Below are 20,136 nucleotides of genomic sequence, written 5' to 3' on the forward strand. Positions count from 1 at the left end.
CCTTTTATTTATCAGCCTATAATCGTATTATCGCTAATTAAAACCGAAATTACCCATGGATTATAAGATAAGAGATTGCGAAGAAAAAGACCTAGAAGACTTGGTAAAATTGTGTGCTGCACATGCAGAATATGAAAAAGGAGAGTTTGAACCCACAGGCAAAGTAGAAGCACTCAAAGCTGGGATATTTGGAGATCCCAAAAGACTAAACTGCTGGGTGGTGGAATTTGATGGAAAAGTAGAAGGATTCGCTACTTATACTTTTGATTACTCTACTTGGGATGCTGCTTCATTTTTGTATATGGATTGCCTCTACCTGAATGAAAACATCAGAAGCAAAGGAATCGGCACTGAGATCATGAAGAGAATTCAAGCTGTTGCAAAAGAAAAAAACTGCGTCAATATCCAATGGCAAACACCTGAGTTCAATGCATTGGCCATCAAGTTTTATGTCGGGTTAGGAAGTACCGGAAAGCAAAAAATGCGTTTTTTTATGAAGCCTTGATCGATTTGCAAAGATCAATCGTGATTTGCTTTAAGTTAAGCTCAGCAGTATTTCTGAAATCGGGTTTTGAGAAATCCAAATCAGGTAATGACATCACCAAATCAAAGCCATCTTTTCCACCTTCTTCACCAGAGGTGATTAGGATGGTTTTCTTTTGATGTTTTTTTGCAATCTGCAACAACTCATAACTCCCCTTCCCTCCTGCTGATTGACTATCATATCTCCCCTCACCAGTAATTACCAAATCTGCAGTTGCTACCTTTTTTTCTATTTCTACTTTTTCAAAAAACCATTTTGAACCCATTTCAATAGTCAAATCAAAGAAATGTGCCAAACCAAGAGCAACTCCTCCTGCAGCCCCAAACCCATGCAAATCATTGATTTTCTTGGAACTTTTCTCTCCAAATATTCTAATCAAATTTTCGCAATAGGTCAAATAAGCAGCATGCTGATCCGATTTCAGCCCTTTTTGTAAACCAAAAACAGGAATAGCTCCAAACTCGCCAAAAAACTTATTGTCAACATCACAAAGAATAGTGAATTTCAAATCTCTTTTTATAATTGGCGCTTGGATATATTTGATTTTCGAAAGTAGATTGTCAGAAAACATACTCAATTCCCTGCCTTTTTCATCCAAAAAAAGAAATCCTAAAGCCCTCAAAATCCCAATCCCCAAATCAATGCTTGCACTTCCTCCCAATCCCAAGATGATATTTCTAGCTCCATTTGATACAGCATCTTTGATCAATTCACCTGTTCCATAAGAATTGGCTATCCAAGGATTGATTTCTTCTGATTTCAGAAATTTGATACCTGACACTGTAGAGATGTCCAAGTAAGCTTTTGCATGCACAGTATCCAAAAAGTAATAACCCAACCGCGGTCTTCCTATAGCATCCAAAGCGAAAAGCTCTTTCTGCTCCAATTTCAAAGCATTTCCCAACAAAAAACATGTCCCATCACCACCATCGGCAATGGGACATAGTTCAATGTTAAAATCTTTGTCACAATCCTTCAAAGTCTCTCCTATGATAGCGGCTGCAATATCTGCTTCCATCGTACCTTTGAAAGCATTCGGTGAGATTAAAATTTTCATGTCAATACTTTTTCTCAGCTTTCATTCTTTTGAAATAATCCTTGGAAGCAGCTTTTACTTTTGGAGCCAAATAGATCGTAGATATCATCGTCGGAATTGCCATTACAGCATACATCCCATCGATAAAACTAACGACCACTTCCAGTGAAGCCACAGCTCCAGCTACGATGGTAACGAGGTAAAAGTAATTATAGTAATTGGCTTTTTTGGGACCAAAAAGATAATTGAAACACTTATGTCCATAGTAAGAATAAGTAAACATCGTAGAAAGCGCAAACACCAAAACTGCTAACATCAATAGGTACTTTCCGAAACCAGGAAGTGCCATTTCAAATGCCGATAAAGTTAATTTTACACCATCATTTTCTGTACTTTCCCATACACCTGTCAATAAAATAACTAAAGCTGTCAACGTACATACCACAATTGTATCGATAAATGGTCCAAGCATAGCGATCAAACCTTCTCTTACCGGTTCATTATTTTTGGAGGCGCCATGCACCATAGGAGCTGTGCCAATGCCAGCTTCGTTGGAAAATGCAGCTCTCCTTGCCCCGATTACTATCACGGCACCTACTGCACCACCCATCACTGCATTTCCTGTAAAGGCATCTACAACGATAAGTTTCAACATTTCAGGTACATCACCTATATATTGGATCATAATGATGATCACAGTGATGAAATACAATCCAACCATAAATGGCACAAGCTTCGAAGCTACCATTGCTATTCTTTTGATTCCTCCAAGAATAACGACAGCTACAATCAACATCATTGATATTCCCAAGATCCATTTGGTAGTGTCACCACTATCCAAATTGTTAGGTTGTAAAAGGACTGTTCTGAGTACTGCAGTCAATTGGTTTGCCTGAAAAATAGCCAACAATCCCAAAACCCCAGCTACTGAAAATAAAATAGACAAAGGCTTCCATTTTTTTCCCATTCCTTCTTCGATGACATACATGGGGCCACCTTGAACTTCTCCACTTGCATCTTTACTTCTGAACATAATGGCAAGTGTACAGGAAAAATATTTTGTGGCCATCCCAACAAATGCAGACATCCACATCCAGAATATTGCACCAGGGCCACCCATATTGATCGCAATTGCCACCCCGCTGATATTTCCCAATCCCACCGTAGCCGCAATGGCAGCAGAAAGAGCTTGCGTAGAACTTATCTGCCCCGGCATATTTTGGTCGTCAAATTTGCCGCTAACCAACTTGATTGCGTGCCCTAAATGTCTGAAAGGCAGAAATCCAGAGTATAAAAATAAAAGTAAGCCACCCCCCATCAAAAGGACAAGCATAGGTGTGTCCCAAATCCAATTACTAAAATCTATTATAAACTGTCCCATTATTCAAATGTAAATGAAATAGCATATTAAGTGCATTTTTTTGATTTTGCAAAATAAAAGTTTTCAACTGCTGCTCATAAACCAACAATAAGACGCTTAAGAGATCCGAAATTTCACCTTGGATAAATTTATGTTTCGTAAAATACACAACAGGATTTATTGCGGTACTATAAAAATCAACCCATTCATCAATTTTTTTCAAAAAGATGATAAAAATAATGAAGAAATTTTCAAATCGAGCTCATATTTTAATATCTTGAAATTCAATTTACATCTAGTATCAATTTCACAATTCCCCAAATAAATCTAATGAAAAAAGATAAAGCAACTCCCGAAAACAATTCAAGGAGAAATTTCATCAAAGCATCGGCGACTGCACTAGCAGGATTTTATTTTGTACCTCGACATGTACTTGGAGGACCTGGTTTTATAGCACCCTCAGATAGGTTAAGAGTAGCAGGCATAGGAGTTGGAGGAATGGGAGGAGGAGATGTCAGAGGAGTTTTCAACAGTGGAAAAGTTGATTTTGTGTCTCTATGTGATGTGGATGACACACGAGCAAAGCAAAGTGTAGAAGCGCATCCTAAAGCCAAATATTATAGAGATTATAGAGAAATGCTCGAAAAAGAGCATAAAAACATAGATGCAATTACCATTTCTACACCAGATCACATGCATGCCATCCAGGCAATGGCAGCGATGCAACTTGGCAAGCATGTCTATGTCCAAAAGCCGCTTTCACACGATATATATGAAGCTCGCATGCTTACAGAAGCTGCTGACAAATATAAAGTAGTAACCCAAATGGGAAATCAAGGTTCTTCTGGAGAAGGAGTTCGAAAAATGGTAGAGTGGTATAATGCAGGACTTATCGGAGAAGCGACGAGAGTTTATTGTTGGACAGATAGACCCGTTTGGCCACAAGGGATTCCCTGGTCAGGTGAAAAAGCAACACCACCAGCAGATCTAGATTGGGACTTATGGTTGGGGACTGCGCCACAAAAGGATTATGTAGCTAATCTTATCCCATTCAATTGGAGAGGATGGTGGGATTACGGAACAGGAGCTTTGGGCGATATGGCCTGTCATATCATGGAACCACCATTTAGAGTCTTGGGATTGGGCTATCCTGAGTCAGCGGAATGTAGTGTCGGGTCTGTGTATGTGGGTGAATTCCAACGTGGATATTTCCCTGAAAGCTGCCCCCCTTCTTCCCATATCACATTGAAATTCAAAAGAGAAGGGAAAGAAGATTTGGCTTTTCATTGGATGGACGGAGGAATCCAACCAGCAAGACCGGAGGAATTAGGACCAAATGAAATGATGGGTGATGGAGGTAATGGTGTAATCATAGAGGGAACCAAAGGGAAAATGATGTGTGGAACATACGGTAGAGATCCAAAATTACTTCCAACAGCAAAAACCAGCGAAATAAACGTACCTGAAACATTGTACAGAGTTCCAGGAGGAGATTCCGGGCATTATAATAACTGGGTAGATGCTTGTATAGGTGGATATGGAAGCAAGGAATATGATCAATTGAGTTCTCCTTTCTCTGTAGCAGGACCATTGACAGAATCTGTGCTTATGGGTAACCTTGCTATTAGAAGCTATGACTATAGAACTCCCAGAGAAAATGGTAATGGATTCGATTATCCAGGTAGAGGCATCAAGCTCGTATGGGATGGACCAAACATGAAAGTAACCAATTTTGAAGCAGCCAATCAGTTTGTAAAAAGAGAATACAGAAAAGGTTGGGAATTAGGAGTATGATCAAGTGATTTAAATTAAAACCAATTGTTAAAGGAGCGGAAAAATCACCGCTCCTTTTCTATTTTAAATGAATCAAATTCTTAGTAGATTTAGATTCATAATATTGCAAATTCACAAACCAAATCTCCTATTATGCTCAACTATATACTTTTATCATTTGCCCTCGTGACAAACTTGTTCGCAAACCCAACAGAAAAATCAATCAAATCTGAGATCAAAGAAGTAACAGTCTTTCAAAATAGCGCTCAGATCAATGAGAAAAGTAGCATTAGTATCGGTGCAGGAGAGACAATTTTGACAATCAAAGGAAAGTCACCATACATCGATAGCAAAAGTATTCAGGTAAAAGGTTTTGGTGATTTCACTATTCTTTCAGTCAATGTACAATCTAACTATTTGGAAGAAAAAATCAGCAACTCGCTAGATAGCCTTCAGTCAATCCTCGATGACGAGAAGATTACCCTTCAAAAACTAGATGCTCAAGCAGAGGTGTTGCAGGAAAAAATGGCTGTTTTGAACACCAATAAAAATCTTGGAGGTCAAAATAACGGCTTGAGCATGATTCAGCTAAAACAAGCACTGGACTTTTACGAAAAAGAAATTTCTTCAATTAAAAACGATGAAATCCTAAACAGACAAAAATCGAATCAATCCAAAGAGAAAATCCAGAGGCTGGAAATGCAGCTAAACGAAAGTAGCAATAAACCTATCGTGCCTGTCAATGATATCATTATCAAAGTGAGTGCCGACAAACAAGTATCTGGTGAGTTGGCAATCTCGTATCTAGTAAATAATGCAGGATGGTTTCCGAAATATGATGTCAGGGCCAAAGATATTTCCAAACCACTAGATTTGAGATACAAAGCTGAAGTATGGCAAAATACAGGAAATGATTGGAACAATGTAAAACTCAAATTTTCCAATGCAACACCACAAAAAAGTGGCGTAATTCCTGATTTGAAAAAATGGGATCTCACTTATGCAAGACTTACTGTATTTGATCAAAATAACTACAGGAATATAGGTTCTGTAAATGGCATCATTACAGACAGCAACGGTCAGGCAATCCCAGGAGCAAATATCACAGTCAAGGGTTCATCAATAGGCACTACTTCAGATCTAAATGGCCGATATAGTCTGACCTTACCATCTTCAGCTCAAAGATTGATATATTCATTTATTGGTTACAGAAGTAAAGAATTTGCAATTTCAGGTGATTTGATGAATGTAATCTTAGAAGAGGACATGCAAGTCCTAAACGAGGCGGTGATAACAGGGTATGGAGGATTAGAAGGAAGAGCTCCTAGATTGAGTGTCAGAAATTCAAATGCTTCTAAATCAAATTTGGTTGAATCATTTGATTTAGAAACAACTACTATCGAAAACCAAACTACCGTTGAGATCGCTGTTGACAAACCTTATACCATAACATCCAATGGAGATAAGCTTTTGGTTGATTTGAAAAAGTATGAAGTTGATGCTGTTTATGAATATTTTGCTATACCAAAAAAGGAAAAAGATGCATTTCTAGTAGCCAAATTAGTAGATTGGGAGAAATACAATCTCCTGCAGGGTGAGGCTAATCTATACTTTGAAGACACTTATATAGGAAGAACTATTTTGGAAGCAGAAAGTCTGAATGATACCTTATCTATTTCTCTAGGTCGGGACAGAAGCATTGTTATCGAAAGAGAAAAGATCGATCAAAGTTCAACAAAGCGACTAATTGGTTCAAATTACACCGAAACGAGAGCCTATAAAATAACAGTGAAAAACAATAAATCCTCCAATATCAATTTGAAGATCTTAGATCAATATCCCATATCTATTGTGAATGACATTTCTGTAAACTTACTCAAATCATCTAACGGCAATGTAAATAAGGAAACAGGAATAATCGACTGGGAACTTAAATTGAGTGCTGGTGAGCAAAAAGTATTGGAGTTAGAATATGAAGTCAAATATCCAAAGAGAGAAAAAGTGATTTTGGACAGGTGATCGAACTATTCTCTTATCATAAATTAAATATTCAAATGGGGTAAAATACTATACTATCCCATTTGAATATTTCACGAAATAAAACCTATTCAATATACTCTTCTTTTAGTTTCATAACCATAATTATTGGATTATCCTCAGCTTTTATATTGCCAATCCCGTCAACATTAATTTCCTTTTTTCTTTCTTCAAATAGCTGAGATGGAATTAAAACCTCTACCAAATACCCTCCATCAATGTAAACTTCATGATTAATTGGATGAAATGAGGTTAAATACACTTTCTCTGGAAAATTTGTAAAATCGTTTATTATATCATTTACATGAATGATTTTTTCTAAATTTTTGAATTTCATGAAATGATAAAGATTCCTTTTTGAATTTTTCTTAAAAAAGTAAGAAAAAAGGAAAAAACTTGAATTATTACTACTCAATACTGGAAATGAAGCTAGACCCTCGGTGAACTTTTCTAGATAATCCATTTGTTGTTCGGTACTTCTTAATCCTACAGCATTGTCTATTCCATATACACCAAAATCAACCGTGTATATAGGAAACGCCTCCATATTTGAAAGTCTAAAAAAGGAATTGTTATACATTAATGAGACAAATATTTCTCCCTTTTCATTTACTGTAAAATTTTCGGAATTTATTGTAAAATTAACACCACCAGTGGCAATGTTTTTCTTGAAAAGTCCTTTTTGAGTTTCATTCTTTTTAACTGCGATAATATCTGCATTGGTAACTTCTCCATTTACAAGATTTTCAATTTGTTGGGCAGAAAAATAATAAATATCCCCCTCTCTTCTACTTGAATTTGAAGAAGGAACGTATAGAGGACTTTCACTCAAAAAATCAAAGGTAAGATTCGAATATTTTAAAATACGGGCTTTTTCCCCTCGACCGTCCACTACTTCAATATATTCCTCATTGTCATCAACAAAGATATGACTTAAAAAATTATACTGGTCGGGTCCATCACCAAGCTTATCTAGCTTTGAAACGAACTTTCCATTTTTATCAAAAACAAAAACAATATCCTGCCCAATATCTACAACGTAAATGTAACTTTCTTTGATGATTATTCTATTAACTTGATCTCCAAGAATTGATTCACTCCTTGTTTCAAGTTTTATGTAAAAAACTGAATCTACCAATTCTGATAATAAGATAGACTCTTCTACACTTCTTGGATCCACAATAATTTTTTCAACATTGTGATTTTCTTCTTTACATCCGATAGAAAATAAAAAAGCTGAAACAATAACTAAAATATCTCTATATCTCATAAATCTTAAAATTCAAAACAAAATAACCATAAATCAACTTAAATTAAGAAGATTTATGGTTACTCAAAACTGTTTATCCACAACTACATCCCCAAGTATCGCATTTAGGCGACTTCCCCTCTGGGCAACACGCTTCACATTTACTTGTAGGCTTTCCATCAAATCCAAGTCTAGTATAGCTACATGATCCCCCAGGACAGTCAGGTGCTACACTCGCTTGAGCCATTGCATCATTTCCCAAATTAACCAAGGTAATTGATGGAATTATTTTGTCATTGTTAAAGTCCAAACTCACCATAATGTTTAAAACTAGCATTAAACTGAATGCTCCCGCAGCTACAAAGCGTAGCCATTTGCTTGTTTTTAAATTGTTTTTCATTGTATTTTTTCTTTTGTTAAAAATATATTTAAATTCCTTTAAAGTATTTCTACTAATAAAGCTGGAAACAAGAAAGAAAGAAAGAAAGAAAGAAAGAAGCAAATTCTTAGTTAAAAAAATTAAAGCAAATTTTGATAATTCCAAATTAAAATTAATAAAATTCAATTTATTCTTTTTAAAGGACAATTATAATTTAAATTAAAAAAACCAATGACTATATATTTGGCTAAAGCCTTTGGTCTTTTTTCATATTACTTTTCCTCCAGCTAATGCAGGAGGCAAATCAATTCCAACGGGCAAATATTATTTTTTCAAAAAAAAAAAAAAACAAATTGTTTTTTTTGTAAAACATCGATAAATCAAAATTTTTTTATACTGATAAGCTTCAGAACCTTATTATTTTACGATATTTTTTCTATAAATTTATTGTGGCTTTTGAATATTTTCAGCAACATTTAATAAAACCTTTTAACTAAAATTCAATCTTATGAAGAAGCATTATCTACTATTAATTGCTTTATGTTTTGGATTGTTTTCAGTTTGTGAGGGACCACAAGAAGAACAAGGTTCACAAGGTCTTCAAGGTAAATAAGGACAACAAGGCGCTCAGGGTTTAACTTGTGGCGTCAAATTCGAGATCTTCAATTATCCAGTAAAACACTTCAAGACTAACGCAAACAGGTTTATAGACATCCCTTTTATTGGTCCTCAAATGGACAATGTTACTTTTTTAGCATTTTTGATTGATACATCCAAAGGGGTGATTTACCCAGTCCCAGACCCCGGAAGTTCTGCTACTTCGATGTACAGATTTTGGTGGTTGCGGATTGGCTCTGCCCCATAAGTGTAAGGATAAATAAATACAAAGTTGAATTATCTACCTCTATTCATCAAACCCAAGGCCTGCTGCATTGAGCATTTTGGCATAGGCGATTTTTTTCTTTGCCGCAAGGTCATTGAGGATCAACCTTCCATCCAATACACTCACTTCACGGGCATTGATCAAGAACAGGGAACTTTCACCGATACTAAATCGAGTTTGTTCACCTTCCAACAACCTTTCCAAACCAATTATATTGGCATTGTAAACAGTCAATTGCTGTTGCAAAGTTTGAAATTTATTGATTTCCGCTTCAAGTTTTGCCCTTAGCTGAAGGAATTTCAAATCTCTCTCATTTTGCTTAAAATCTATCTTAGCTTTTGTCAATCCCAAACCTCCTCTTTCTTTCCTTAACAAAAGCGGTGTCTGTATGGTGAAACCCCATTTGTAATTGTTCTCAAAAAAAGGTGATTCATTAAATTGACCAATTGATTCTGTAAGGAAATTATAGTTGACTTTTACAATAGGTTTGAGTTGCTCAGCTTTCCATCTCCTTTCTATTTCCAAAGATGCCAGATCATAATCGGTCAATCTCAAAAGTGGATGATCCACTACCAATCCCCTCAAAGTAGCCTCATTATAGTCAAATGGGGTTTGCTCCAATACATTTTCTGGAAAGGTTGTGAGAGCAATATTCATGGGATTATCTTCTTCATCCCATAGGAATGTTTCCAATTCCTGAGAAGCATTGAAATAATCAATCTGGGCTGTCTGGAACCTATAAATCCTATTCATCACTTGCGTATAAGCTTCGATAGTGTCAATGGCCGGAAGATCCCCTTGGATAAAACTGGTTTTGATACCCTCAAAACGGACTTCTGCCAATTCTACACTCTCCTCCAAAATCATCATATTTTGATACGCAGCACTCCATTCCCAGTATGCAGCAGAGGCATCGAAATAAAGATCATTCAGAAATTGTTGCCTTTCAGTTTGAGTTACATCCAGATAAATTTCCGCTTGCCTCAAGGCTGCCCTCCTTTTATCTATAAATAACCCTTGACCCAAATTTACAGAAGCACCAGCGGCGATTAGGCCATTATTAGGAACCGTCCTCTCTGGATTGAGATAGGTACCTGAATTTTGTTCGAATACACCCTTCAATTCTACACCAGCCATAGTTGGAACCTTCACTCCTGCCTCACGCTTGTCATAGTATTCAGTATCATTGAATTGCTTATTGTCATAATTTCCAAAAAGCAATGGATCAAAACCGCCTCTGGCAATCATCATTTCCTGCTCACCAAATCGAAGATTGATATCGGCCTGTTTTGCAACAGGATGATAATATCTTACCCAAGCTAAATACTGCTCGTAGCTTAGTTGCTCTTGCGCTATCGCAGGAAAAATGTAAAAAACACTTAAACAAGTGAATATCAATCGCCTCATTATCAATTACTTTTTCTTGTTGGCTAGTTTCTCTTTTCTTGTATAATAATCTGCTGGGAAGCCATTGAGCTGACGCCAGATTTCATACCAAATTGGAACATCATTCAGCAATGCGATTCCATCTGCTCCAGAGCCGATTTTCAAAGCATAAGGCCATGGATCTTCTTCTGGGTCTTCTACGACTAGCACTCTGTATTTATTGTTTGGACCTGTGAAGTTGTCTATTGCTTTTACTTTTCCACCAAATGTACCATTTGAAAATTGCGGCCAACCAGAAAATACGATTGCCGGCCAACCATCAAATATAAACCTGACTTTATTACCTGGTCTAAGTAAAGGCAAATCGACAGGTTCAACGAACATTTCAACTGCCAGCTGTGCATCTGCAGGAAGAATACTCACTATCTCAGCACCTTCTTTGATGGTCTCACCTATACCTACTTGGATAGCTTGGGTAATATATCCATCCTGCGGGGCCAATATATGTCTGTATCCAGTCCTGAATTCATAATTGGTATATTGATTCTCCAATTTTGTAGCTGTTGCTTCTGCTTCGTATTGTGCAGACAAAGCTGAATACTTGTCAGACTCAGCTTTTGCCATTCTATCCCGAAAATCATTGTCAATGGCATTGAGTTCAATTTGCGCTGCAATCAATTCATTTTGTGCACTCAAGAGACTATTTTCTGCAGATATCAACCCTGCTTTTACTTCTTGGAATCTCAACTTTCTTGATTCAAAATCAGTCAACGACCGAAGTCCATCGAGATATAGCTTCTCTGCTCGATCCAATTGCTGTTGTCCAACTTGAAAATTTACTTTTGATTGTTCAAAACGAATGCTATCTGATTGTACTTTTAACTCAGCCATTCTCAATCTATTGACAGCTTGCTCCTTTCTTAATGCATTATTTGCTCGCAATGCATCTACTTGGATCTCTTGGGCAATTACTTTTTGTTCATAAGACTTTGCAGATAGGTTTTTTGCGGTAACTTGAAGCTGGGTTCTCTCTAGAAGTTGGGGGTCAAAATACTCATCTTTTGTTTCCGATATCAATAAAATGGTATCCCCTCGACTTACAAAATCACCTTCCGAAACATACCAATTTTCTATCCTTCCTGCAATGATGGAATGAACAGTCTGCGGCCTATGGTCTGGTCTGAGAGCAGTCACATAGCCATTTGACCTTACATTTTGAGTCCAGGGCAAGAAGAGAAATAGAATCATTCCAAGCAAAAACCACAAAAGTATTCTGATTCTTTTTTTGCTCTGATCAGTAGGCTTAGTCATTGAAAAACTTTTGAATCCATCAAAAGAAATCCCTTTCTCAGCATTATTTTTAGAAATGTTTAACATTACTCCTAAAGATTAAAGGTTTTTGTATTCAAAATATGAGTCACTTGATCCATCGAATGAAATTTTCCCGTCTTTTAATTCGATGATTCTTGGCGATTTTCTTAATATTTTTGGGTCATCGGATACCATTACTGTCGTCCAAGGACCTTTTAAGATATAGTCTCCTACTTCATCTTTGATTTGATCATCAAAATAATTAAACAAGTCTTCTAAAATCAAAGCTTTAGGAGTACCTACCAAGCATCTTGACATAATGATTTTACTTATTATTTTTTTGCTGAGACCCTTTCCTTCGGGCATCAACCCAGTATCCCAATCATTTGGCAAAGTATAAATATAATCCTTGAGTCCAACCAAATCTATAACTTCTCTGATTTGCTTGTCGTCCACATCTTTACCCAAAGTAATATTTTCGTAAATGGTTCCGTGGAAAATCGATTGGTGGGTCAAGCTATCCCCGATAAAGCTTCTATATTTATCCAGATTCATCGTTTCAATAGGCAATCCATTGACAAGTATTTTTCCTGAATATTCTGAATATAATCCCGCCAATAAATACATAATGGTACTTTTTCCACTACCACTTGCTCCTGTCAATATCACTTTTTCCCCTGTTTTCAATTCCAATGTAACATCATCCAAAATTTTGAATTGCCCATCTCTGGATTGATAAGATACATTTCTGAGCTTAAATTCAAGACCTTGAAATTCAGATGTCAAAGACTTGTCAGTCCCTTCTATTTTCTCTACAGGCAAATCCAAAATTTGACCCAATTTCTCAGTAGCAGTCAATGTATCATACACAGTCTCAAGTGTTAATATAAGTTTCTCTACTGAATTCACTACCAAAACAATGATGATTTCTGCAGCTACAAACTGGCCAATACTGATTTCATTATTGATCAACAATAAGCTTCCCGCTACAAGCAAAGAACAAACAATCAAAACTTTGAATGCTATCAAAATCTTGTATTGGAATATCAAAACTGCAAAATGCTTATTCCTAAACTCAACATAGGATTGCAACAGTTTGTCAACACGCATAAAAGGTAATTTTGAGTTACCTGCTAACTTGAAAGTAGCCATAGTACGGCCTATTTCTTCAAGCCAATAAGCCACTTTATACTTTGATGTTGATTCTTTGAGGGATGTTTCCATTCCCGCAGGACTAGTAAAGTAAAATATCAAGATCAACAACAATATCAGGACAAAGCCAAATATTATAAAGAATGGATGGTACATAGCCAATAATAGCAAGCCGAAAAACACCTGAATCGATGCTGCCGAGAAATCTATTAATATTTTGGCCATTCCTTTTTGCAAATTGACAGCATCAAAAAACCTATTTACCAAATCTGGCGCATGCTTGTCATGAAGATCGTCTAATCTTAATCTTGGTAGTCTATATGCAAAGCTAAATCCAGCCTTTGTAAAAATCCTTTGCTGCAATTTTTCTGTCAAATACAATTGGCTAATCTGCAAAAATCCCCCAAAAGAAATCCCTGCACCTACTACAACTACAAGAAGAATCCAAGATGTACTTATCCTTCCACCAAGTATAAAATTTAAGATAGCCTGAATTCCCAATGGTAAACTCAAAGAAACTATACCATTGAGAATTGCATAAAAATAAATGGCATAGACTTCTTTTTTTTCTTCATTAAGATATCTACCAAACCTCCTCAAAGGAGTTAATGCTGTGTCAATTTTCATTTTCTATTGCTTTAAATACCAACTTTTGAAAAAAGTCTACCCTCCTATTGTCCATTGGGTGAATATCAGTAAGACTTGGAATGTGTTTTGAATAATACGATTGCAATAAACTTGATTCCATCACTGTGGAAACTAGTGTTTTGGGAAATTCATATTTTGGGTTTAATTCTAAAATTATTGAAGCAATTCTTTCGCCCAACCTATTGTAAAGATTGAAAAAACCATTTTTATAATCTTCATCCACTTCTTTTGTTAGGTATGCTTTAGTAGATTCATCCACCAAAACTCTTTTGAGTGAAACAGGATCCACATAATCATTCACAATGTAAATTGGACCTTTGACTAAGATTTTGATCGCTATCAGTAATCTTTCTTTTGGATCTTTGATATTCATGGTACAGAGTATAAGATTTTGCTCCAAATATCCCCAATACCACAAAGTCAAAAACAACATTAACTTGTGTTTATTTTCAAAGTAACGATAGATCGCTGATTCTGTGCATCCTACTTTGACAGATAGCTTTTTAAAAGTAAAATGTTCCAATCCTAATTCTGGAATCAAATCTAAGCTTTTTGTGACTATTTCTTTTCCCAAATCGGAACTAAAAGGATCCTTGATGTAAATATCAGAATTCACATCGACCCTCATGTTTTTTAGTAGTTTTTCCATATTTCCATTTAAAAACAACATTACAACGAAGACCTTTTATAAATAGTTTACAAAAATACCTTTTTTGTTTGTATTACTCACAAAAAAATATGAAGGGATAATTTCCTTAAAGTTAAGCTTAGGTTAACAATGTGGAAATGTCGTATTACGACAATTCAAGAGCTTTGAGGCTGCTTAGCTTTATTCATTGAAAAACTTAACTACCCCCAAACAATGAAAAAAATATTACTCTTGACATTGGTTAGTTTTCTGATCTTTTTATCAGGGACCCAAAAGCATGCATTAGCACAGAATGCTTCTGCATCAATTTATGGAATTGTACGGAATGCAACTGGTGAAACATTGCCAGGTGCCAATGTGATTGTAAAAAATGAATCCACAGGTTTCTCTACTGGAGCTGTAACCAATCTTGAAGGAAGATTCCAAATCAATCAGGTACCACTTGGTGGACCTTACACAATTGGAGCTTCATTCGTTGGTGAAGGAAACGTAGTCAAGCAAGGATACATGCTCAATCTAGGAGATCAAGTCAAAGTAGATTTTGATCTAAGGGATGGGGACAATCAGCTGGAAACAATCACAGTGACTGCTGCTGATTATGCTCCAAACAGAGTATCTCCAATAGGTGGAGCTACAAGATTTGGGCTAAACGAAATCAAAAACCTTCCTACAAGCGGAAGAAGCTTTCAAGACTTGGCAAATTTGGCTCCTACTACCGCACCTGCTGGATCTTTAGCAATAGGTGGTACCAGAGAGAGCTCTACTTCCATCACACTTGATGGTGGCAACCAAAGGTTTATGATGAATGGTGGGTTGATTTCCCAATATACTGTTTCTATGGAAGCTATTCGTGAATATGAAATCACAACCAATGAATATAGTGTAAGGGAAGGTCGTCAAGGTGGTGGCGCTATCAATGTGGTAACAAAATCTGGTACCAATGAACTTGCTGGATCAGCGTTTTTCTACAACAGAAATCAAGCACTCACTGCAAGTGAAGACTATATCGGGAGGCCTATAAATGATTTCAACATTAACCAATACGGTTTTTCACTTGGTGGCCCTATCATCAAAGACAAATTGCATTTTTTTACAGCACTTGACTTCGAAGATAGAAGCGAACCGATTGCCATTATTGATGTCAGAGATGCTCAGACTGAAAGACTGGAACAAATCACTCAGCAAAATCTCGATAGATTTATCAATATTCTAGAAGAACAATATGGTCTTGATCTAAATAGACAACAAACAGGCTTGTTCAACAGAAAACCAACAAATAGAACCATCTTCGCAAAGCTGGACTGGCAGATCAACAAAATCCACAAGTTAACTTTCAGAAACAATATCTTCTGGGGAGGAAATGAATTTGTCGTTGGTGGTGACCAAACAGCACTTGCAGACTCAAAAGGAGATTTGGAAATCTTTGGACTAAATAGCCAACTGGCACTTCGTTCTACCTTTTCCCCAAAATTGACAAATGAACTCAAGGTTCAATACCTTCGAGCTCAGAGGAATTTTGTGGCAAGATCCTTTGCTCCAAGAGGTTTTGTTGGAATTGAGTCTTTTCAAGAAGATGGAACCAGACTCTTTAGACAATTTCAATTTGGCGGAAATAGAATTGCACCAGAAGAGCAAGGAGAAAAGCAAATTCAATTGGTGAACACTACATATTTACAAACAGGGAAGGTTTTCTGGACTTTTGGAACAGACAATTTAATTACATTTACCAATACCCTCAACACCAACGAACAAGGCGGTTTGTTCCAATTTGGAAGTTTGGATGACTTGGAAGCAAGGACACCATTTCAATACAGCAGATTGGTACCAAATAATCCTGATGGAAGATACACTCCAAAACTTCAACAAACTGCATTGGATCTTTCTGCATTTGCGCAAGCAGAATTGAATTTCACCAATAAGTTTAGTGGCTCTTTGGGAGTTAGATGGGATGCTACAGTTTTCATGACTACGCCAGCATACAATCCCTTGATAGAAGCAGAATTGGGAAGGCGAACTGATGTAGTAGCCAAAGATTACAACAATTTCCAACCTAGATTGGCCTTCACTTATGATTTCAATGAAGATCAGAAAAATGTCTTGAAATTCGGTTTTGGTGGATATTCTGCAAACATTGTACATTGGGCTCAATTGAGCAATATTTTACAAACAGGGACCCAACTTACCGATTTGCTACTTACCGGAGCTGCTGTACCTACACCTAATTTTCCAAACTACATTCAGGATCCTTCATCTGTGCCAGGTGTACCGGCAGGTGGTCAGGGAAGATCGCCATATATCAATTTGATTGGAGAAAATTTCGAAGCTCCTTACACTTGGAAAGGGAATGTAGCATACAGAAGATTCCTTACCAATGAGTTTTACTTTGGAGCCAATGCATATTTCGCAAGAACAGTAAATAACTACAGATATCAAGATTTGAACTTGAGAAATGAGTTTGCATTTAGACTTCAGAATGAAGGAAACAGAGGCGTTTATGCAGACCCAAGTCAGATTACAAATGTTAATTTGACATCTCCTGGAGTAGTAGTGTACCCTATCAATCCTTCGGTGGTCAATGCAAATCCAAATTTGGGTAGAGTCTTGGAATTGAATGGTGATTCAGATATTTGGCAAAGGGGAATCATATTTGAATCAGGATACATTTTCCCTAAAGGAGGTTCCATCACAGGTTCATTTACAATAAACAGAACAGAGGACAACAATTCATACAACTGCTGTATAGCCAGAACTTCTGTGACTACAGCAATTTTTGATGACCCAAGAGACCTTCAAAACAACAGAGGTGGAGCAAACACAGATTTCAGACATAAAATTGTATTGTTTGGATCTTCTCCAACATTTAAAAACATGACTATCTCTGCAAGATATGTTGGTCAGTCTGGGACACCTTGGTCTCCATTAGTTTTTGGTGATATCGTTGGAGATGGTGCAGGCCTTCTGATCAACACCAACAAAAGGGCATTTATCTTCAATCCTGAAACCATCAGGAATACGCCAAACTTAACTCCATTTGAGACATTGATTGCTGATGGAATGGATGTCGTGTTGAGCAACCCTGACAATATTGCCCGGGAATTATTGATAGACAATCTGGGTGAAGTAGCTCCGAGAAACGAAATTTACAATCCATTCTGGCACAATGTCGATGTTAGATTCACTTATAGACTTGACAATAATGTAATCCCTGGACTTGGCAAAAGCAATGTTGAATTCATTGCAGAGGTATTCAATTTCACCAATTTGCTGAACAGTGATTGGGGTGGTGCTTCTACTGTACCAGGCAGCAACCAAATCCTGCTACAGTCGCTAGGTTTGGATCCGATAGCTACCGCTCAAGGAAGACCTCAGTACGCTTACAGAGTCAACCCTACCTTTGGTGAAACGGTAAAAGCTAATGCTCCATATCAAGTACAGTTGGGTTTGAGATACACATTCTAATTTCATCTGCTTTATAACTTAAAAAGACCTGTGAGATTTTGCAGGTCTTTTTTTTCTAAAATTAAATAAAATCATATCTGGGTAACTTTGAAGTAATATTTGAATCCTAATTTCGGGAATTCACCCACGTATATGCCAGAGAAACTGAAAGTACACCTAATTACAGACTCAATCAAAGAATGTGGTATCGAAATCAACCAAATTCATCTAAATCCTGAAAAAGAAATCAATGAAGGCCTAGTATATGTACAAGAAGGAATAGCCAAAATATATGGAATCAATGAAAAAGGACTAAAAATAAACACAGACCTTATACTCCAAGGAGAAATATTTCTGGTACAAAAAGGAAACTATCAATCACGGGACAATTTCTACCTTGAAGGTCTCAAATATTCCAAAATATTTTTTCTCCCATTGGATCACCTTTCTTCTATTCAAAAAGAATTTCTTCCCGAGATTCAAATGAAATTTTACAATGAAAGGCTCAAAAGGATACATCAACAAAAAGTAAGAAACTATGATTTAGAACTTCTAGAGAGGGTGTTTTACTTACTATTTGATTTTTGTTTGATATTTGGGAAAGCTTCTGATGCTTATTATTCAATGCCCAATTTTTTTACCCATGATGAGTTGTCAAATATCTTGAGAAATTGTAGGCAAAATATCACAGCTTGCCTAAATAAGCTCAAACGTGATGGAATCATTCAGTATAATAGAAAAGAAATAAAGATTGAAAAAACTATCTTTGAAGAAAAGAAAGTAAAATACCTAAGTGGTCTCAAGAAAAACAAAGAAACAGTACAATGCTAAAAAGAATACTCCCGATTATCATGGCCATAGCTATAGTTTTGGTTGTTTTTTATATGCTTGGCCCCAAGGCCTCAGTTCAAAACCTAGCCGGTAAATACCCAGAGGTCCCTACAAACCTTATAGATTTGGAAAACTTTGTAATCCAAAAAGAAGACACTGTCAAAGGTCTGAAACCGGGAAATGAAGCAAAAATCATTTGGGCAGACCCTTTGAACAAAGAAAAGACTCCTTACAGCATTGTGTACATCCATGGTTTTGGTGCAAGTGAAATGGAAGGAAACCCTGTCAACCGCATGCTGGCAGAGCACTTTAGTGCAAATCTCTACCTTGCAAGGCTTCCTGAACATGGAATCAAAAGAGAAGATGCTATGAAACATATGTCGGCACAAAAACTTATGGATGCTGCAAGAGAAGCATTTATGATTGGGAAAAATCTAGGCGATAGCGTCATTGTAGTAGGCACCTCTATGGGTGGAGCATTGATACTCAATCTGGCTTCCGAAAGACCTGACATCAAAGCGGTCGTTCTCTACTCACCTGCTGTAGCGGTACATGGAGATCGGTTGGACCAATTTTTCGAACCTTGGAGTAAATACATTGCTGAAAACATTAAATTCAAAAACGGAATGAATCCAAATCCTCGAACAGGCGATAAAGCTAAATACTGGTCAGAGGCCTATCATGTCAATAGCTACGAAAGCTTAGCTATCTTATTGAAAAGTACGATGAACGATACGACTTTTGCAAAAATCAAGCAGCCACTATTTTTGGGATATTATTATAAAAATGAAAAAGAGCAGGATTTTGTAGTTTCCGTTCCAAGGATGCAAGAGATGTTTGATCAATTGGGTACCTCGGAGTCATTAAAAATCAAAGAAGCCTTTCCCGAATCAGCTGACCATGTGATAGCATCTGATATCACTTCAAAAGATTGGCAAGGTGTTTTGAAAAGTACGATAGACTTTTTGGAAAATGTAGCAAAAGTGAAAAAACAGGAATTAGTGATGGAGGAAAATTGAGAATTGATGTTTCAGAGGATTCTTACAAAAAGAACTCTAAGGAGCAGAGATACGCTATGTTGGATTTTTGAAGTGATGTTTTTAAAGTGAGAAGAAACTGTCATGTATTAACCCCAATGGGGTTAAAATTTAAATAGCCCCGGGTCGCAACCCGGGGATTAATGATGACACAGGAGACAACAACCCCGAAGTGGCCTGCCTGGCGTCAGACAGGGTTGAACTTCTTTAATCAATAGAAAATTCTTGACACTTTTTTTATACTTAACCTCTCGTTTTATAGGCAAGTCATTTAGACCAAAGGAGCCTGCCCCGTAGAATTACGGGGAGAAATCTCATACTGAATTTCACACTCCAACTTCAATTTTAACTTTCCAGTTTCAAATAGGGACGAGACCTCTCTCCCGAATGCTTTCGGGATCGAGGTGACTTAGTTGTCGCACA

At 36.8% G+C, this 20,136-nt stretch carries 14 protein-coding genes; 6 read left to right on the forward strand and 8 right to left on the reverse strand.

Annotation, left to right across the window (positions count from 1 at the left end; translation table 11 throughout):
• Positions 1-55 precede the first annotated feature (55 nt).
• On the forward strand, positions 56-505 hold the full coding sequence (locus MM236_RS03045; RefSeq protein WP_241273458.1) for a GNAT family N-acetyltransferase: 450 nt from the start codon (positions 56-58) through the stop codon (positions 503-505).
• Here the strand turns inward: MM236_RS03045 and MM236_RS03050 are convergent.
• Entirely contained in the window at positions 492-1,601 is a 1,110-nt protein-coding gene (locus MM236_RS03050) for a glycerate kinase family protein (RefSeq protein ID WP_241273459.1), read from the reverse strand. The genes MM236_RS03045 and MM236_RS03050 overlap by 14 nt on opposite strands.
• 1 nt (position 1,602) lies before the next feature.
• On the reverse strand, positions 1,603-2,961 hold the full coding sequence (locus MM236_RS03055) for an alanine/glycine:cation symporter family protein (protein ID WP_241273460.1): 1,359 nt from the start codon (positions 2,959-2,961) through the stop codon (positions 1,603-1,605).
• Positions 2,962-3,270: 309 nt separating this feature from the next.
• Between MM236_RS03055 and MM236_RS03060 the strand changes: the two genes are divergently transcribed.
• The gene (locus MM236_RS03060) at positions 3,271-4,734 is read left to right on the forward strand and encodes a Gfo/Idh/MocA family protein (RefSeq protein WP_241273461.1); all 1,464 of its coding nucleotides are present in this window, start codon (positions 3,271-3,273) and stop codon (positions 4,732-4,734) included.
• Positions 4,735-4,866: 132 nt separating this feature from the next.
• A complete protein-coding gene (locus MM236_RS03065; RefSeq protein WP_241273462.1) occupies positions 4,867-6,732 on the forward strand; it encodes a mucoidy inhibitor MuiA family protein in 1,866 nt (621 codons plus the stop codon).
• A gap of 85 nt (positions 6,733-6,817) precedes the next feature.
• On the opposite strand, the gene MM236_RS03070 is transcribed toward MM236_RS03065, so the two are convergent.
• The 6 genes from MM236_RS03070 to MM236_RS03095 all read right to left on the reverse strand — a co-directional run bounded on the left by MM236_RS03070 (position 6,818) and on the right by MM236_RS03095 (position 14,407).
• The gene (locus tag MM236_RS03070; protein ID WP_241273463.1) at positions 6,818-8,020 is read right to left on the reverse strand and encodes a DUF4934 domain-containing protein; all 1,203 of its coding nucleotides are present in this window, start codon (positions 8,018-8,020) and stop codon (positions 6,818-6,820) included.
• Between the two features lie 73 nt (positions 8,021-8,093).
• Positions 8,094-8,564: a hypothetical protein gene (locus MM236_RS03075; protein ID WP_241273464.1), complete on the reverse strand. Its 471-nt coding sequence runs from the start codon at positions 8,562-8,564 to the stop codon at positions 8,094-8,096.
• A 718-nt stretch (positions 8,565-9,282) separates the two neighbouring features.
• Positions 9,283-10,668 carry a TolC family protein gene (locus MM236_RS03080; RefSeq protein ID WP_241273465.1) on the reverse strand — a complete coding sequence of 462 codons (1,386 nt, stop codon included), beginning with the start codon at positions 10,666-10,668 and terminating at the stop codon, positions 9,283-9,285.
• A gap of 6 nt (positions 10,669-10,674) precedes the next feature.
• The gene (locus tag MM236_RS03085; protein ID WP_241273466.1) at positions 10,675-12,024 is read right to left on the reverse strand and encodes an HlyD family secretion protein; all 1,350 of its coding nucleotides are present in this window, start codon (positions 12,022-12,024) and stop codon (positions 10,675-10,677) included.
• A gap of 12 nt (positions 12,025-12,036) precedes the next feature.
• A complete protein-coding gene (locus MM236_RS03090; RefSeq protein ID WP_241273467.1) occupies positions 12,037-13,737 on the reverse strand; it encodes a peptidase domain-containing ABC transporter in 1,701 nt (566 codons plus the stop codon).
• Positions 13,727-14,407 (reverse strand): TetR/AcrR family transcriptional regulator, encoded by a 681-nt coding sequence (locus tag MM236_RS03095; protein ID WP_241273468.1) that lies wholly within the window; start codon positions 14,405-14,407, stop codon positions 13,727-13,729. The genes MM236_RS03090 and MM236_RS03095 overlap by 11 nt, the downstream gene beginning before the upstream one ends.
• Positions 14,408-14,620: 213 nt before the next feature.
• On the opposite strand from MM236_RS03095, the gene MM236_RS03100 reads away from it, so the two are divergent.
• From MM236_RS03100 to MM236_RS03110, 3 genes are all read left to right on the forward strand, one after another.
• Positions 14,621-17,866, forward strand: a complete 3,246-nt coding sequence (locus MM236_RS03100) for a TonB-dependent receptor (protein WP_241273469.1) — start codon at positions 14,621-14,623, stop codon at positions 17,864-17,866.
• Positions 17,867-17,998: 132 nt separating this feature from the next.
• A complete protein-coding gene (locus tag MM236_RS03105; protein WP_241273470.1) occupies positions 17,999-18,676 on the forward strand; it encodes a Crp/Fnr family transcriptional regulator in 678 nt (225 codons plus the stop codon).
• Complete coding sequence (locus MM236_RS03110) at positions 18,670-19,695, forward strand: alpha/beta hydrolase (RefSeq protein WP_241273471.1); 1,026 nt, start codon at positions 18,670-18,672, stop codon at positions 19,693-19,695. The genes MM236_RS03105 and MM236_RS03110 overlap by 7 nt, the downstream gene beginning before the upstream one ends.
• The last annotated feature ends 441 nt before the right edge of the window (positions 19,696-20,136 follow it).

Origin of the sequence: Belliella calami, from assembly GCF_022549695.1 — a bacterium.
GTDB lineage: Bacteria > Bacteroidota > Bacteroidia > Cytophagales > Cyclobacteriaceae > Belliella > Belliella calami.

What these genes read in the sequence shown, in the direction of transcription:
- MM236_RS03090 (WP_241273467.1), bottom strand. Translation starts at nt 13,737, where the DNA reads ATGAAAATTGACACAGCATTAACTCCTTTGAGGAGGTTTGGTAGATAT.
- MM236_RS03060 (WP_241273461.1), top strand. Translation starts at nt 3,271, where the DNA reads ATGAAAAAAGATAAAGCAACTCCCGAAAACAATTCAAGGAGAAATTTC.
- MM236_RS03095 (WP_241273468.1), bottom strand. Translation starts at nt 14,407, where the DNA reads ATGGAAAAACTACTAAAAAACATGAGGGTCGATGTGAATTCTGATATT.
- MM236_RS03070 (WP_241273463.1), bottom strand. Translation starts at nt 8,020, where the DNA reads ATGAGATATAGAGATATTTTAGTTATTGTTTCAGCTTTTTTATTTTCT.
- MM236_RS03110 (WP_241273471.1), top strand. Translation starts at nt 18,670, where the DNA reads ATGCTAAAAAGAATACTCCCGATTATCATGGCCATAGCTATAGTTTTG.
- MM236_RS03100 (WP_241273469.1), top strand. Translation starts at nt 14,621, where the DNA reads ATGAAAAAAATATTACTCTTGACATTGGTTAGTTTTCTGATCTTTTTA.
- MM236_RS03050 (WP_241273459.1), bottom strand. Translation starts at nt 1,601, where the DNA reads ATGAAAATTTTAATCTCACCGAATGCTTTCAAAGGTACGATGGAAGCA.
- MM236_RS03085 (WP_241273466.1), bottom strand. Translation starts at nt 12,024, where the DNA reads ATGTTAAACATTTCTAAAAATAATGCTGAGAAAGGGATTTCTTTTGAT.
- MM236_RS03065 (WP_241273462.1), top strand. Translation starts at nt 4,867, where the DNA reads ATGCTCAACTATATACTTTTATCATTTGCCCTCGTGACAAACTTGTTC.
- MM236_RS03105 (WP_241273470.1), top strand. Translation starts at nt 17,999, where the DNA reads ATGCCAGAGAAACTGAAAGTACACCTAATTACAGACTCAATCAAAGAA.
- MM236_RS03045 (WP_241273458.1), top strand. Translation starts at nt 56, where the DNA reads ATGGATTATAAGATAAGAGATTGCGAAGAAAAAGACCTAGAAGACTTG.
- MM236_RS03080 (WP_241273465.1), bottom strand. Translation starts at nt 10,668, where the DNA reads ATGAGGCGATTGATATTCACTTGTTTAAGTGTTTTTTACATTTTTCCT.
- MM236_RS03055 (WP_241273460.1), bottom strand. Translation starts at nt 2,961, where the DNA reads ATGGGACAGTTTATAATAGATTTTAGTAATTGGATTTGGGACACACCT.